Annotated in this window: 17 protein-coding genes and 1 pseudogene; 11 read left to right on the top strand and 7 right to left on the bottom strand. The window is 67.1% G+C overall.

Annotated features, from left to right (window positions below; all coding sequences use genetic code 11):
• The first annotated feature begins 16 nt into the window (after window positions 1-16).
• Window positions 17-889 (top strand): CE1 family esterase, encoded by an 873-nt coding sequence (locus tag ON31_RS17260; RefSeq protein WP_081592518.1) that lies wholly within the window; start codon window positions 17-19, stop codon window positions 887-889.
• Window positions 890-1024: 135 nt separating this feature from the next.
• Here the strand turns inward: ON31_RS17260 and mbp1 are convergent, their stop codons facing one another.
• Window positions 1025-1267, bottom strand: a complete 243-nt coding sequence (gene mbp1, locus ON31_RS17255) for a microaggregate-binding protein 1 (RefSeq protein ID WP_039814884.1) — start codon at window positions 1265-1267, stop codon at window positions 1025-1027.
• A 137-nt stretch (window positions 1268-1404) separates the two neighbouring features.
• Here mbp1 and ON31_RS17250 point away from each other — a divergent pair, with 137 nt between their 5' ends.
• Both ON31_RS17250 and ON31_RS17245 read left to right on the top strand, forming a co-directional pair.
• The gene (locus tag ON31_RS17250) at window positions 1405-2076 is read left to right on the top strand and encodes a DNA alkylation repair protein (RefSeq protein ID WP_039814883.1); all 672 of its coding nucleotides are present in this window, start codon (window positions 1405-1407) and stop codon (window positions 2074-2076) included.
• Window positions 2077-2174: 98 nt separating this feature from the next.
• Window positions 2175-2378 (top strand): hypothetical protein, encoded by a 204-nt coding sequence (locus ON31_RS17245; RefSeq protein WP_039814881.1) that lies wholly within the window; start codon window positions 2175-2177, stop codon window positions 2376-2378.
• A 21-nt stretch (window positions 2379-2399) separates the two neighbouring features.
• On the opposite strand, the gene ON31_RS17240 is transcribed toward ON31_RS17245, so the two are convergent.
• The gene (locus ON31_RS17240; RefSeq protein ID WP_255222143.1) at window positions 2400-3968 is read right to left on the bottom strand and encodes an alpha/beta hydrolase; all 1569 of its coding nucleotides are present in this window, start codon (window positions 3966-3968) and stop codon (window positions 2400-2402) included.
• Window positions 3969-4222: 254 nt separating this feature from the next.
• Between ON31_RS17240 and ON31_RS17235 the strand changes: the two genes are divergently transcribed.
• Complete coding sequence (locus ON31_RS17235; protein WP_051037389.1) at window positions 4223-4591, top strand: hypothetical protein; 369 nt, start codon at window positions 4223-4225, stop codon at window positions 4589-4591.
• A 97-nt stretch (window positions 4592-4688) separates the two neighbouring features.
• Here the strand turns inward: ON31_RS17235 and ON31_RS17230 are convergent, their stop codons facing one another.
• Window positions 4689-4898, bottom strand: coding sequence for a hypothetical protein (locus ON31_RS17230; protein ID WP_039815094.1), 210 nt, complete (start codon window positions 4896-4898; stop codon window positions 4689-4691).
• Between the two features lie 180 nt (window positions 4899-5078).
• On the opposite strand from ON31_RS17230, the pseudogene ON31_RS17225 reads away from it, so the two are divergent.
• Together ON31_RS17225 and ON31_RS17220 are read left to right on the top strand one after the other, a co-directional pair.
• Window positions 5079-5690: pseudogene (locus tag ON31_RS17225) on the top strand (DUF4126 domain-containing protein).
• A 52-nt stretch (window positions 5691-5742) separates the two neighbouring features.
• A complete protein-coding gene (locus tag ON31_RS17220) occupies window positions 5743-6396 on the top strand; it encodes an alpha/beta fold hydrolase (protein WP_039815092.1) in 654 nt (217 codons plus the stop codon).
• A 31-nt stretch (window positions 6397-6427) separates the two neighbouring features.
• Here ON31_RS17220 and ON31_RS17215 read toward each other — a convergent pair whose 3' ends face one another.
• The 3 genes from ON31_RS17215 to ON31_RS17205 form a co-directional block, all read right to left on the bottom strand.
• Complete coding sequence (locus tag ON31_RS17215; RefSeq protein ID WP_051037388.1) at window positions 6428-6910, bottom strand: TipAS antibiotic-recognition domain-containing protein; 483 nt, start codon at window positions 6908-6910, stop codon at window positions 6428-6430.
• 215 nt (window positions 6911-7125) lie between these two features.
• The gene (locus ON31_RS17210; RefSeq protein ID WP_039814880.1) at window positions 7126-8283 is read right to left on the bottom strand and encodes a DUF7802 domain-containing protein; all 1158 of its coding nucleotides are present in this window, start codon (window positions 8281-8283) and stop codon (window positions 7126-7128) included.
• Entirely contained in the window at window positions 8283-9215 is a 933-nt protein-coding gene (locus tag ON31_RS17205) for a metal-dependent hydrolase (RefSeq protein WP_039814879.1), read from the bottom strand. The genes ON31_RS17210 and ON31_RS17205 overlap by 1 nt, the downstream gene beginning before the upstream one ends.
• Before the next feature lie 158 nt (window positions 9216-9373).
• On the opposite strand from ON31_RS17205, the gene ON31_RS17200 reads away from it, so the two are divergent.
• The 3 genes from ON31_RS17200 to ON31_RS17190 all read left to right on the top strand — a co-directional run bounded on the left by ON31_RS17200 (window position 9374) and on the right by ON31_RS17190 (window position 11982).
• Window positions 9374-9997, top strand: coding sequence for a TetR/AcrR family transcriptional regulator (locus ON31_RS17200; RefSeq protein WP_039814878.1), 624 nt, complete (start codon window positions 9374-9376; stop codon window positions 9995-9997).
• Window positions 9998-10526: 529 nt separating this feature from the next.
• A complete protein-coding gene (locus tag ON31_RS17195) occupies window positions 10527-11447 on the top strand; it encodes an alpha/beta hydrolase (protein WP_039814877.1) in 921 nt (306 codons plus the stop codon).
• A 4-nt stretch (window positions 11448-11451) separates the two neighbouring features.
• Window positions 11452-11982 (top strand): hypothetical protein, encoded by a 531-nt coding sequence (locus ON31_RS17190; protein WP_174385108.1) that lies wholly within the window; start codon window positions 11452-11454, stop codon window positions 11980-11982.
• On the opposite strand, the gene ON31_RS17185 is transcribed toward ON31_RS17190, so the two are convergent.
• Complete coding sequence (locus tag ON31_RS17185; RefSeq protein WP_039814876.1) at window positions 11953-12819, bottom strand: NmrA family NAD(P)-binding protein; 867 nt, start codon at window positions 12817-12819, stop codon at window positions 11953-11955. The genes ON31_RS17190 and ON31_RS17185 overlap by 30 nt on opposite strands.
• A gap of 68 nt (window positions 12820-12887) precedes the next feature.
• Here ON31_RS17185 and ON31_RS17180 point away from each other — a divergent pair, with 68 nt between their 5' ends.
• Both ON31_RS17180 and ON31_RS17175 read left to right on the top strand, forming a co-directional pair.
• A complete protein-coding gene (locus ON31_RS17180; RefSeq protein ID WP_039814874.1) occupies window positions 12888-13613 on the top strand; it encodes a TetR/AcrR family transcriptional regulator in 726 nt (241 codons plus the stop codon).
• A 94-nt stretch (window positions 13614-13707) separates the two neighbouring features.
• The gene (locus ON31_RS17175; RefSeq protein WP_039814873.1) at window positions 13708-14265 is read left to right on the top strand and encodes a putative immunity protein; all 558 of its coding nucleotides are present in this window, start codon (window positions 13708-13710) and stop codon (window positions 14263-14265) included.
• The last annotated feature ends 2 nt before the right edge of the window (window positions 14266-14267 follow it).

Here is a 14267-nt window from a genome sequence, read left to right as displayed (position 1 = left end):
CACACAAGGAGTTTCTGTGGCGATCCCTGTTTCCCAGCGTGTGGCCGCCGTGATCGGCGCGTGCTGCGCGGCATTTTCACTCATAGTCTCCACTGCGGGTGCCGCCGCTGCCGACGAAGAACTGTACGAGGACCCCGAGGGGCTGGCTGTCGCGTGCTCTACGACGCCGACCACCAAACGGGTCGACTTCGGCGGCAGGTACTACCGCGTCCATGTTCCGGCCGGAATCCCCAGCGGTGGGGCGCCGTTGGTGGTCGCACTGCACGGCGGCCGGGGCACGCCCGAGAGCATGGAAGGTGGATCGGGCTGGAACGCGGTCGCCGATCGGACCAAATCCATTGTCGTCTATCCACGCGGTAGCAAACCGGAGGGATCGGGGTGGGGCTGGGAAGCCGGTGACAACGCCGTGGACCTCAACCATATCCGTAGTGTGGTTGCGAACGTGCGTGCCCAGTGGTGTGTGAACCCGAAACGCATCCACCTGTTGGGCCACTCCAACGGTGGGCAGATGGCATCCCGGGTCGGATGCGTGGATTCGACCTTCTACGCCTCCGGGGCTGTATACGCTCCCGCGCCCCCTCCGGCGGGCTGCGACCCGGCCCGCGCGATCTCCTGGGCGGTCTTCGCGTCCGCCAACGACACCACGGTGCCCGAGCCCATCGCCTACAGCCATGTCATGTACTGGAGCTGGGAGAACCGACCGTGTCAGAACGAGCGGCCCGACGGTGGTACGGATGTGAAGGATTCCAAGCGCTGGGACTGCGCGTCCGGCACGCAGGTGGTGTGGCGGGTGTACAACGGCGGTAGCCATTCGTGGCCGACCGGTGCCCGCCGCACCGAGATCCAGAACCGGATGTGGCAGCTGTTCCAGGCGTACCCACGCCCATAGCCGGGCCGGTGTGCTGGCCGGTCGCCGTCGAGCCTGGATTCGGCGGCTTCGGACACGGCCCGGAACAGCGGCCGAAGCGACCGGTGGGCGGCTCGTTAGAGCCGCCCACCGGTCCGCGATGTATCCGTTCGCGTACTACTTGTCCTGATATCCGGACTCACGCGCCTTCGCGACCTCGGCCTCGGCACGAGCCTTCTCGGCGGCCGCCTCCTTGGTTGCCACCTCCCGCTGCGCCTCGGCCTTGTCCTGCTGGGCGCGGCCCTCACCCTTGAGATCCTCATCCCCGGTGATCACACCCGCGACCTCCTTGGCCTTACCCTTGGCGTCCTCGACGACGCCCTCGATACCCTGACGCGCGCTCTCTCCCTTGTCGGACATGAGTACCTCCCGTAGTCGTTTGGGCTCACTGCTGCCGACATACCCGGCACCGTCCGACCGAATCCGGCCAGGTCGCTGTCATGGCGAGAGTCACATTCATGGCAGGCTGAGCTCTGGACCGTGGAGCGGAGGATGCGATGGCCGAGGTGACGGTGACCGAGGTGATGGCCGAGTTGGCCGCGCTCGAGGATCCCCGGGTGCGTGCGGTGAACGAGAAGCACGGCGACGATCACGGCGTGAACCTGACCGCACTGCGCGCGGTCGCGAAGCGGCTGAGAACGCAGCCGGATCTGGCACGACAGCTCTGGGCGACCGACGACACGGCGGCGAAGCTGCTGGCAACGCTGATCTGTCGGCCGAAGGCGTTCGATCGTGGCGAACTGGACCGCATGCTGCGTACGGCGCGCACCCCCAAGGCGCACGACTGGCTGGTGAACTACGTGGTGCGGAAGAGCCCTCACGCCGAGGAGCTCCGCACGGCCTGGATGGCAGACCCCGATCCGGTGGTGGCGAGCGCCGGCTGGGCGCTGACCACCGAACGCGTAGCGAAGCGACCCGACGGCCTCGACCTCCCCGGCCTGCTCGACACCATCGAGTCGGAGATGAAGGACGCCCCGGACCGTCTGCAATGGGCGATGAACCACTGCTTGGCGCAGATCGGCATCGTGCACGTCACCCACCGCCCCCGCGCCATCGACATCGGCGAACGCCTCGGGGTCCTCGAGGATTACCCCACCCCGCCCGGCTGCACCTCGCCGTACGCACCCACCTGGATCACCGAAATGGTCCGTCGACAGCAGGGCGGGTAGGCGGGTCGTGTCGGTCGGAACCCGCGTACCGCGAGCCATGTGGGCGACGGTGATGGTGAGGGCACAGCCCTCGGTACCGGGCGTCAGATCGATGAGCAGTGGCTCGCCGCCGCCCACGACGCGCTGGGCACTGCCCGGCGTCCAGCCGAGCCCTGCTCCAGGATCGCGAGCGTGCCCTCCGACACGCCGCGCACACCTACGCCTCCGGTCACACCATCTTCGACGCCATCGCCAGCGGGGGCGGTGGCCTCGTCGCCACCCTCGTCATCGAGGCCGCCTTCCTTGCCCTATTGCGGCGGTAGTCCCGCCGGTTCGGGCATTGCTCACAGGGTGCAGCGCCGTTCGGTGATCGGGCGCTGTGGATCGAGCAGATACTGTGCGACGGCATCGTTCACGCAGTCACTGGCACCGGAGAGGGCGATGGTGTGTTGCTCGCCGTCGACGGTGAGCAGTGTGCCGCCGAGTGTTTCGGCGAGGCTGACGCCGCCTTCGTAGGGGGTGGATGGATCGCCGGTCACCGAGATGGTGAGGGTTGGGGGGAGGCCCTCGATATCGGTGGCGTAGGGGAAGCCGAGAGTTGGTTGGGCGGGCCAGAATTCGCACATGTCCCGGGCGCCGTCGGCACCGCGCCCGGAGTCGAGGAAGGGGGCCACCTCTTGGATTCGGCGTTTGAGCTCGACCTCTTGGGCGGCGGTGTGGCGTTGTTCGTCCATGCAGTTGATCGCGTAGACGGCCTCGGTGAAGTTGGGGTAGCGCCCGTCCGGGCCGCGTCCGGCGAAGATTTCGCCGATCGCGCTCAGGGTGTCGCCGCGTCCGGCCGCTATCTCGGTCAGCCCCTTCTCGATGGCGGGCCAGGCGGCCGAGTTGTACAGCCCGGCGACCACCGCGCCCCACGCGCCGTTGTAATCCAGTTCCGTGCGGTCGGTGACGGGGACCGGCCGATCGATCAACGGCCGTAACAGATTCTGAAAGTTCCGGGTGGCCGCGCCGGGATCGGTGCCCAGTGGGCAGTCCGGTCGGGTGGCGCAGGCGGCGGCCATCTTGTCGAAGGCTCGCTGGAAGCCGGTCCACTGAGTGATGCGGCGTTCATCGGTCCCCGTATGCGGGTCGATGGCTCCGTCGAGCACCATCGCGCGCACATGGTGAGGGAACGTTTCGGCGTAGACCGCACCGAGCCGGGTGCCATAGCTCTGGCCGAGGAAGCTCAGCCGCTCGTCACCGAGCACCGCGCGCAGTATGTCCATGTCGCGCACCGCATCCCGGGTGCCGACATGAGCGAGGACATCCATACCCCCCGACCGCTCGGCGCACCGGTCGACCAGTCGACGACTGTCCGCCGCGGTCACCGTTCCCGAGCCGACCGTCACCGAGGTGATCGCCGTCCCGGCATCGAGCTCCGCATCGGTGAAGCAGTCGATGGCGGGTTTCGAGGCCCCGACGCCGCGGGGGTCGAACCCGATGAGGTCGAACCGCTCGGCTATCGGGCTGTCCGCCCAGTTCTCTGCGGCGACGGCGGCCATGCTCATGCCAGCGCCACCCGGACCGCCGGGATTGAGCAGCAGGGACCCGATCCGCTCGCCGCGCGCGGGAACCCGCAGGAGCGCGATGGATGCGGTGCGGCCGCCGGGGTTGTCGTAGTTCAGCGGAACTTCCACTCGGGCGCAGCGGAATTCGGGATCGACGGCGAAAGCCTGCGCGTCGGCCGCGGTGGTGGCGTACCCGTCGCAGCTCGCGAAGGACGGCTGCTGATCGTAGAACTGCCGCAGTTCGGGTCCCGGCTGCCCTGGTTCGACGGACTCGACCCGCCCACACGCGCTGAGCAACAGCGCGAGCAGGAAGATCGGCGACATGATCCGGCGGACCGGTTCGTGTCCGGTTGCGGACAAGATCACTGTGGAATCAACTCCCATCGGTAACGGTCTGTGAGGGTCGGTGCTGCGGCGGGCGGTATCGATCCCGAAGCGCGGCGCTGCATCCACTCGGACCGGCCCGTGCTCACCGGTGCGCCGTCGGTGAAGGGTTCCGGGTACCGGGTCGCCTCGGGCACCTCACCCCAGGCGTAGGTTGACGATGAACGCGTCCGGGTATCAGCGGTGGGAACAGGAATTCACTCGCCCCGACGCCACTGCGAATCTACGCTGCCCACATGTGCATCTACCCGAACCGGACACATCTGGTGTGCCTGCGCTGCCGGGTGTCCTTCAAATACCCGACCAAGCACGGCCCCGTCCCGTGCCCGCACTGCCGGGCGGATCTCATCGACGCGGGTCCGCACCTCGCGGTACCCGGAAAGCTGGACAAGGCCGGTTGGCGCACCCTGACAACAGTTCTCGACTCCGGCCTCACCTTCCACGGCGGCTGCTGCGGCACCGGCCCCGGCTACCGCCCCCGCACACCCCGCGAGGTACGCGAACGGATACTCCTCGCCGAACGCACGGGCATGCCGCTCGCTGAGGCCCTGGCCACGGCCGATCCGACAGTCATCGCGGGATCGCGGCTCGATGCGCGGGTGTAGCAGTTCGTGATGCGGCGCAGCCCCCACATCGGGACGCCCCTTTGGGGGAGGTCGTCATGCGCACCCTGGCACGCAGGGCCGAACAGTAGATGAACCGCTAAGCCAACTCGACTTCTTCGAAGCTCACGGTCAGCCCATGCCGCCGCTCACGCAGCACATTGCCTTCACGCCGCGCCATCCCCTCACCGAAGTCGATACGCAGCTTGGCATTCCGTGCGTCCACCTCCCGCACCACCCCGCAGATCCCACTGAACGGACCTTCCGGAAACCACACGACATCACCCGGTGCGTATTCACTGAAACCCACGGGGCCACAGTAATTCACGGCGGAGACATGTGCGCTCGGCCGAACCGATGCCGATCGGATGTCCCGTAGCTCCGTTCATTCCTCTGTGAGCGGGGCCTGACTGGAACCGGCGGGGACACCCGCAGTGTCTCACCGGGCAAATATCGGCCCCTTTCGGTCGGTGGCGGCAGACTTGTGGGCATGGAGATCACAGCGGCCGTCGCGGCGGTGCTCGGTGCGTTCGGGCTGTCGGGGGCGGCGGGGCTGAACGCGTAGTTGCCCCTGTTGGCGGTGGGTGTCGCCGATCGGATGGGGTGGATCGATCTGGGCAGTTCGTACGGGTGGTTGTCCTCGACGCCCGTGCTGATCGGGATCGCGGTGGTGTTCGTTCTCGATCTCATCGGCGACAAGATTCCGGCGATCGATTCGGTGGTGCACGGTATCGGGGTGCTCGTGGCTCCGGCGTCCGGGGCGATCCTCTTCGCCGCCGAGACCAGCCTGTCCTCGAACCTGCCGCCCGCGGTCGCCGCCGTGCTCGGCGCGATCACCGCGGGCAGTGTGCACGCCGGTCGTACGGCGGCGCGACCGTTCGTCACGGGAACGACAGCGGGGGTGGGCAATCCGGTCGTCTCCACCGCCGAGGACGGCACTTCGCTGGCGCTCACCATTCTGGCGTTGGCCGTCCCGGTCGTGGCGTTCATCGCGGTGGTGCTGCTGCTGATCGGGCTGGGCTGGCTGGCGGTGCGGGCCGGTCGGTGGCTTCGCCGGGGGCGCGGGAGGGAGCGGCCCGGGCCGGGTGGAGAGCGACGATGATGCCGGGCTCCCGGTAGTCTGCGATGGCGAGGCGGCGGAAGAGGATGGACCTGTGAGCACATTCGTTCTGGTGCACGGGGCGGGGGACGGCGGCTGGAGTTGGCATCTGGTGGCAGCGGAATTGCGACGCCGCGGCCACGATGTCGTCGCTCCCGATCTCCCGGCCGACGACGATGCGGCGGGGTTGGATCGGTACACCGAGGTCGTGGTGGAGGCGGTCGGCGATCGCACGGACCTGGTGGTGGTCGGTCATTCGTTCGGGGCGTTCACCGCGCCGCTCGCGGCCGCCCGACTCTCGGCAGATCTGCTGATCCTGGTGGCGGGGATGGTGCCGAAGCCGGGGGAGCGGCCGGACGAGTGGTGGGATGCCACCGGTTACCGATCCAGTACGGAGTACGTCGACGACGACGCGATCTACTACCACGACGTACCCCACGAACTAGCCGCCGAGGCGCGCCGCCGCGAACGCAACCACCCCTCCACCGCGGCCGGTGCGACACCGTGGCCCTTGCCGAACTGGCCGGACATCCCCACGAAGTTCGTCCTGTGCACCGAAGACCGTTTGTTCCCAGCCGATTTCCAGCGCCGCGTGGTAGCCGACAGACTGGCCATCACCCCGGACGAACTCACGGCAGGCCACTACGCCGCCCTGGCCCGCCCCACCCAACTGGCGGACCTGCTCGACAGCTACCTCCCGGCCCGGTAACAGCAGGTCGGCGAGGCCGGCCGGCGCGAACCTAGCCGAGCCGCATCTCGGCGAAAACCAGCATCGCGTCGTGGTAGTACCGGGCGAGCCCCGCCGCGATCCGATCGAAGTTCGCACTGTAGGCCGGGTCGAGATAGGACCGGGCCAGTGTCCGGAGGATGTCGGCGTTCGGGCTCCAGTTTGTTTCGACGAGCCGATAGGCGGCGTCGATCTCGGCCTGTACCGCAGGTGCGTCGACCGGTGTGCCGGATGCCATGAACTCAGCCATGCGGACCATCGCGGCGGTGGTTTCCCGCTGCATCCGCTCGGTTTCCTCGGCGGACAACGAATCGGCCCACTGCTTCGACCGCTCCCACGCGGTTTGCTGGTCGGGCCAGTGTTCCAGAACCTCGGCGTCGTAGCGGCTCGGGTCCAGACCTTCGAAAAGGTTTTCCGGCCTGTTGATTTCGACCATGTCGGATGATACTTCCTGCGCTTCGAGTTCGGCGATGGTGCGAGCGACCGTATGCGCCACCCGCGCCAACCGATCGCGTTCGCGTAGCAGTCGCGCATGGTGGTCTCGCAGTGTCCGTACCCGACTCCACCGGTATCTCCGGTACTCGGACGCTAAACGTTCACACAGCGTGAACGTCAAAGCCTGCGTTCCCGGAATGGGCTGCCGAGCTACCGGCAGCCCTTATCGCCGGCGATGCGGAAGGATCGGTGACCGGTGTCCCGGTCGTTGCCGCGCTAACTCGCCTCGGTGGCGATGGGTTCGGCCTCTTCCGGTCGATCGTCGCGTGAGTCACCCTGCGGCACGGTGAAAATGGCGACGGCGGCCGCGATGGCGATCACGAAGCAGGCGATCGTGTACCAGAGGTTGCCGATGGGGTCGCCGTTGGCGGTGACACCGTCCTCCGCGGCGAGGAAGTCGGGGAGGGCGGTGATCCAGAGCAGCGCCATGACGGCCAGATAGATCACGGCATACGACTGCACGAAGCGGTTTCGGTAGCCGGGTGGTGTGGCGGTGCCGTTGCGCAGCGTGGACCACTGGCGGGCAAGTAGCACCACCGCCACCACCGACAGCACGAAAAGCTCGGCGGCGTAGAGGAATCCGCGCACGGTGTCACTGCCCATGCCGAAAATCGTCGCGGGCAGTGGCAGGACGAAGGTGCCGACCGACGCCAGCAGGCCGATAACCACGGTGCGCCAGACCAATTGGGGGCCGCTGAAGTGCTTCCCGGAATCGACGTGGCGGCCGACGAAGTAGTGCACGCACAGTGCCAGCGACATCGGCCACAGCGCAGCGAAGACGACCACACTGGGCAGCGGCACCGAATCGAACATCGGCTGGTTGATCGGATTGTCGACCGCCCACTCCCACCAGCGCAGCTGCGGGCCGATCTGATCGAACAGCTCGTAATAGGCATGGTGGACGAACCCCACGCAGGCCGCGCCGAGGAAAACCCCGTAGCGCCGGAAAACGCCCAGCATTCTGACGGTTTCGTAGGCGAGCGTGGCCATCAGCGGATAGATCGCGATGATATAGAGCGGCAGCCGTCCCCACAGGAACTCCACCGTGAACAGGTTGTGCGCGAACATCGTATCGACGTGTTCGGCGATGCCGAAGGCCGACGGGAAGTACAGCGGCGGTTCGATGATGAACAGGTAGGCGGTCGCACCGAACCAGAGCACCAGGTTGGTGGGGTCACCGTGTCGGCGCAGCCGGACGACCGCGTACACGAGTGCGAGTGCCGATCCGAGCACGATGAGGAGCTCGAGTACCGGCAGCGTCCAGTTCTCCAGTGCGGCGGGATTGCGGAATTCGATCAGCCCGCCGGTCTCGTCGCAGGAGAAGCCCATCCGCGCGGCGAGATCGGCGAAGGTGGGCGTGCACAGGTCTGCCATCAGTTCACCTCCGAAGCGGTCAGCGCCTCGGCGGTGTACCAGCGGGTGCAGTCGTACCCGGCGTCGTAGCGCTCGAACCAGCGGTCGGCCAGCTCGGGCAGCTTCTCATGTGCCGGATCGTGTTTGGGCAGCTGGCTGCGGATCACACCGGCGAGGGCGGTGAGCTGTTCCCGCCGCGACAGACCGTCGAAGGCGCGCGGCATCGGACCCTTGGTCAGATACGGCGCGAAGTACTCCAGCACCCGCTGCTTGGCGCGGTGCCGGGCGAACATGGACAGCGAGTCGACCTGCCGGTCGGCCAGCGGGACGTGCTGGTTGAAACCGGCGCACGCGATCCGGATCACCTTCATCACATGCGCGAAGATCGACGGCGCCATCCGCATGCGGTAGAGCTCGTCGCCGACGAGGGCGTTGAACAGGATCAGCGCGGAGCTGCGATGTTCGACCTCCTCCACGAAATGCCAGATGAACAGCGACGCGACCCGGTCGTCACCCGGCCGGAACAGTGTGTCCTCGTTGTCGAGCATGAGCTTGAACACCGGCGTGAAGGTCGCCTCCAGGTCGGCGGTGTAGGCCAGCCGGTAGTTGTGCGAGGTGGCCTCGGTGAGCAGATCGAATTCGCCGATCACCGCGTCGAGGGTGTTCTGCAGCCCGGGATACCGCTTGATGAGCGCCTTGACGTGCTGCCGGTGCGCGGTCGAGTGGTGGCCTTCCTGCCGCATGAACGCGTTGGCCTCGGCGGCCACCTCCGGATCGGTCAGCACCGGCTTGAGCTGCATGATCAGCTTCACGATCATCTTCTCGAAGCCGACGGCCAGGAACGAGACCGCGTTGGACATGCTCGACCAGGCCGGATTCTGCGGATTCCACAGGAAGGGGACGTCGGCGTCTTCGAAGCCGAAATCCATCTTTCGGGGTTGCACATGGGTCACAGGGCGTACCTCGCCTCGGGATATGGGGTCGATCGGGTGTCGCGCCCGGTAGACGCGATACGACAACCATACAAGTGCTTGTCTCACTGTATGATCACTTTCCGGGAATCCGCTACACCTGCGCGGATGCGGAGCGGCGCTGTGATACTGTCCGCCCGGTGGCGCGTAGACGCGGATGGGGCGGGAGTCCGCCCGCGAATGACCAAGAGGCGCATAGTCGTATCGTCGCCACCGCGGTCGAATTGATCGGGGAGACCGGCGCGGCGATCAGCATCGCCGATGTCGCGGAGGCGCTCGGCGTCATCCGGCAGACCGTGTACCGGTATTTTCCCAGCGCCGACGCATTGATGACGGCGGCGGCCATCGCTTCGGTCGACGGTTTTCTGGACCGGTTGACCGCGCACGTCGCGGGGCTCGGCGACCCCGTCGAAGCCATGACCGAGGGCGTGATCTACACCCTCGCCGAGGTCCGCCGCACCCCGCACCTGGGCATTCTGCTGTCCAACTCCTACTCCAACGTCGACCCCGACAGCCTCACCTCCGAACAGGCCAAAGCCTTCGGCATGTCGATGATCCGACGCTTCGACGTGGACTGGGAGAAGTACGGCTACGACGATGCGGCGCTGCTGGAACTGGTCGAGTACGTGCTGCGCACCATGCACTCGTTCTTCGTGTCCCCGGGCAATCCGCCGCGCACCGAGGAGCAGTTGCGCGCCTATCTGCGCCGCTGGATGGGTTCCGCGATCGCGGCCCAGAGCGAATACGCCAAGGGCGGGCTCTGACGCACTGACATCGTGAGACGTGTGCCGCCCGTGGAATCGCTCGGTGGGCTCGATCGGCAAACAGGGCGGAAACCGGGTCGTGTCGGCTGTGCCGGAGTTTGCGGAATGTTCGACTGTCCGCGCGTGAGCACGTATCGTTGTCGGTGTTCCCCCTGGAGTCCTGAAGCGTGGCTGGGGATGGGTCCACGCTGACAGGAGGAGTGTCGTGGTATTCGCAGCAGTGGCATCGGCAAGCGCCGCACGAACTTCCGCAGCCATCGCGGAATCGCTGCTATCACCTGTTCGGCTGGATCACCCGCACATCCTGCTCTGTGAACGCTGGTGGGCGGACTCCGCCGACGCCGATCGTCTGCGCGCCGAGGACGACCACCGACGATATCGGACCTAGCACATTCAGAGCATGGTCGCTCGCTGTTCCTTCCGGTCATAACCGTGCCCGGTTGCTTCGGAAGATCAACGGCCAGAGACAATCCGAGTGGTTCGCCGACCCTGGCGTGGGTCGGCGGGAAGCGAAACCACGAGGAGGATCATGAGGTTCGGGCTCGAGACGCTGATCGATGCGGAGCTGACCGCCTACGCGGAGGAGAGTCGACAGCACAATGCCGCCAGGCCCGCCGCCTCCGGCCCAGCCGATTTCGAGGAACTCCGGCAAGCGCGTGACCGGCAGGCTGATTCGGGGCCGCCGCCGAGTAGTCGTGCGGTCGAGCGGCTCGCCGAGGCGGGCGGACGCAGTGTGCCCGTACGAATCATCGCCCCGCGGGCGACCACGGTCCGGGGTGTCCATCTCGACGTCCACGCCGGCGGGTTCTACATGGGTTCGGCGGCCAGGGACGATGTGCGCAACGAACGTTTGGCCGATGCGCTCGGTGCCGTCGTGGTGAGCGTCGATTACCGTCTGGCCCCGGAACATCCGTGGCCGGCGGCTCCCGACGACTGTGAAATCGCCGCCCGCTGGCTCGTCGAGCAAGCGGAAACAGTGTTCGGAACAAGCAATCTGACGCTGGGTGGAGCGTCGGCGGGCGCGAACCTGGCCATGGCGACCCTGCTCCGGCTGCGCGACAGCGGTCTCGTCGACCGCTTCGCCGGTGCCGCACTGCAATACGGTGCTTACGACCTCAGCGGTCAGACTCCCGGCGGCCGCCTGTACGCCGACGAGTACTTCATCCCGGCATATGTCGGCCACGTCACCGACCGAACCCACCCCGACATCTCACCGCTGTTCGGCGACCTCCGCGACCTGCCGCCAACCCTGCTGGTCGTCGGAGCCTCGGACATCCTGCTCGAAGACAACCTGGCCATGGCGGCCCGGCTCTGCGCCGCCGGTAACGACCCCGACGTGCGTGTGTACCCCGAATCCGTGCACGGTTTCACATCATCGCCGACGACCATGGCGGCCAAGGCGATCGAGCATGTGGGAGCCTGGCTCACGAAGCGGTTGGGTCAAGACTAGACAGGTGGTGTCGCGGGCATTCCGGGGTTGGATTCGAGTCAGGCACATTCGCTACCGGATCGCTGCCTGGCTCGCCCTGTCCGGTGCGTTCGTGTGGGCGCTGATGGCATTCGCTGCCTGGATGCAGTCGCAGGAAGGCAAGTGGCAAGACGCCGAGTACCTGGCGCTCGGTCATTCGACAATCACCGCGGACACTCTGCTCGCCCTGCTGTCCTGGGCATTTCTCCTCGTCGCGGGACTATTGGGCAGCGGTTCGGTACTTCTATTGCGTGGCAAGGGGACTGGAATGCCCTTGGTGCTGACCGGCGCCGTAGTGGTGGTTCTCGGGCAGATTTTCGCGGCGATACTCGCGGGGATCCCGATCGATGCGTTCCGATACTCGACACCACCGCACGTCGTGTTCGCGACGCCGTTGGTGATCTTTCCGCTGATGACGATCCTCTGCATGGCCGAGTACACGTGGTTCGGTGGGATCGAGGCCATACCGCACGCAGGGCGCAAGTCATTACCGCGGTCGACTGAGGGCCGCCGATAGTACCGCGCCGACCGGGACGGTGGGGCGTCGCAGCAGGGATTCGAGAGTGCCCGCGGTAGTGGAGAATTCACCGCGTCGTGCCGCCCGGAACATGCCCAGCAGCAGTTCGGCGCGTTCGGGAGGAACGCCGCTGGCTACCAGTGTCTCGGTCCACTCGCAGTCCTCGATGACAACGCGCCGGATCGTTCGGCCGGTGAGATCGGTGAGGTGCGTGGCGATGTCATCGAGATCGAGTGCGTGTGGGGCGGTGAGCGGTGCGGTCGGGCCATCGAATCGGCTCTCGTCGGCGAGGATGATCGCGGCCGCTTCGGCGAGGTCGGCGTGGGCGGTCCAGGACACGGGACCGTCCGCCGGTGCGCACAGTTCGCCGGTCTCCAGCGCCGAGCCCAGCAGGAGTGGGATGGTGCTGGCGTAGAAGCCGTTTCGCAAGGCGGTGAACGGTGCGCCGGTGCTGGCCAGGTAGTGCTCCGTGGCGGCGTGATCGGGCATCGGCGCGAACACCGAATCCGCCGCGGCGGCTTGGTGACTCGTGTAGAGAATTCGCTCGGCCCCGGCCATGCGAGCGGCGTCGACGGCCGCCCGATGTGCGGCGGCGGCCGCCTCGCCGGTCTGGTTGGTCGAGACGATCAGCACCTGCGTCGCGCCGTCGAAGGAGGTGCGCAGGGACCGCGGGTCGGTGAAGTCGCCGCGCCGTACCCGGATGCCGCGCTCGGCCCATCCGGTGGCGCGATCGGGATCCCGAACGCTGATTCCGACTCGGTCGGCGGGCACTCGCTTCAGTAACTGCTCGACGATCTGGGATCCGAGTAGGCCGGTACCGCCGGTGACGATGATCATCACAACTCCTTATCAATGGAAATAACGGTGATAGCAACGGCGATACTAGCATCGGTTACGATGTCCGCATGGCGGAGGCGAAATCGAGCAGGCACGAGACCCGGGAGCGCATCGTCGAGGTGGCGGCACGGCTGCTGCGTGACAAGGGCACGCATGCCGTCACCACCCGCGCCGTAGCGCAGGCGGCTGGAATGCAGGCGCCGACCATCTACCGGTTCTTCGAAGACAAGGACGCGCTGCTCGACGCCGTCGCCGAACACGTCTTCGCCGCCTACGTGGCCGACAAGGAACGCGTCGATCGCGAGGACGACCCGGTGGCGGATCTGCGTGCCGGCTGGGAGATGCATCTCGACTTCGCCTTGGCCAATCCAGCGGTCTTCTCGTTGCTCACCGACCCGCATCGTGGGGTCGCATCGCCAGCCGCGGCGGCGGGGTTGAGGGTGCTGCGCGAGCGGGTGCACCGCGTCGCGGCGACGGGCCGGCTTCGGGTCGGTGAAAGCCGGGCCGTCGAACTCATCCATGCCGCCGGCACTGGTGTCGCCCTGTCGCTGCTGTCCGTCCCGCAGCAGCAGCGCGACCCCGGCCTGGCAGTGTCGATGTTCGAGGCGGTGACGCATGCGATCCTCACCGACGCGCAGGGCGCGACACCGCGAGACGCCCGGGTCGCACTGCTGGCAGCCGTGCCGGAACTACCGCTCACCGACAGCGAACGGGCACTGCTGGTGGAATGGCTGCGGCGAACCGAAGAGAATCGCACCGACACCAGTTCGAAGCGGACCTCGAATCCCCAGTGATGTCCCCGCACCTTCGTTCGAAGGTTCTGTCGTGCTGAGTTCGATTCTTTGCGGAAAAGTCTCCACCGAGTGTTCAACGATACGGTTGAATGCTATGGCTACGACGGACAGCGATCTGACGATCGAACTCAGCATGGCCGAGCTTCGCGAGGTCACGGCCTATGCGGTGGCCTGTGCGGAGCGCGTGCAGGCGATCTTCGAGCGGGATCGCCCGGACGACAGGCGACCGCGGATCGTTCTCGACGAGGCACGCCGCTTCGTCGACGGCGGTCGGCGCACACAGGCGTTGCGCGTGGCCGCTCTCGACGCTCACCGGGCCGCGCGAGACGCCGGGGAGTTGCGTGCCGCGGCCGAGGCGGCGCGCGCGGCCGCCCATGCAGGTGGTGCCGCGTATCTGCATCCGCTGGCGAAGGCGACCCAGGGTGGGCACATCCTCATGTCGGCCGCCTGCGCGGCTCATGCCTTGGAACTGGACGCCGGTGACGATCACGCCGTCGGTGCCGCCCACGTCGCCGAGGCGGTAGCGCTGGCGGGTCCGACCGTGGTCAGGGTGCTGCGACGGTATCCGCCCGCCCCGAGCGGGCGTGGGCGCGTCGGCGAATTGTGGCGAGAGCTGGACGCGTCGCTGCGGCGGGCAGCGGCGAACGAGTGAGA

Source organism: Nocardia otitidiscaviarum NBRC 14405 (assembly GCF_000308635.1).
Lineage (GTDB): Bacteria > Actinomycetota > Actinomycetes > Mycobacteriales > Mycobacteriaceae > Nocardia > Nocardia otitidiscaviarum.
This window is presented reverse-complemented; position numbering and strand designations above follow the sequence as displayed.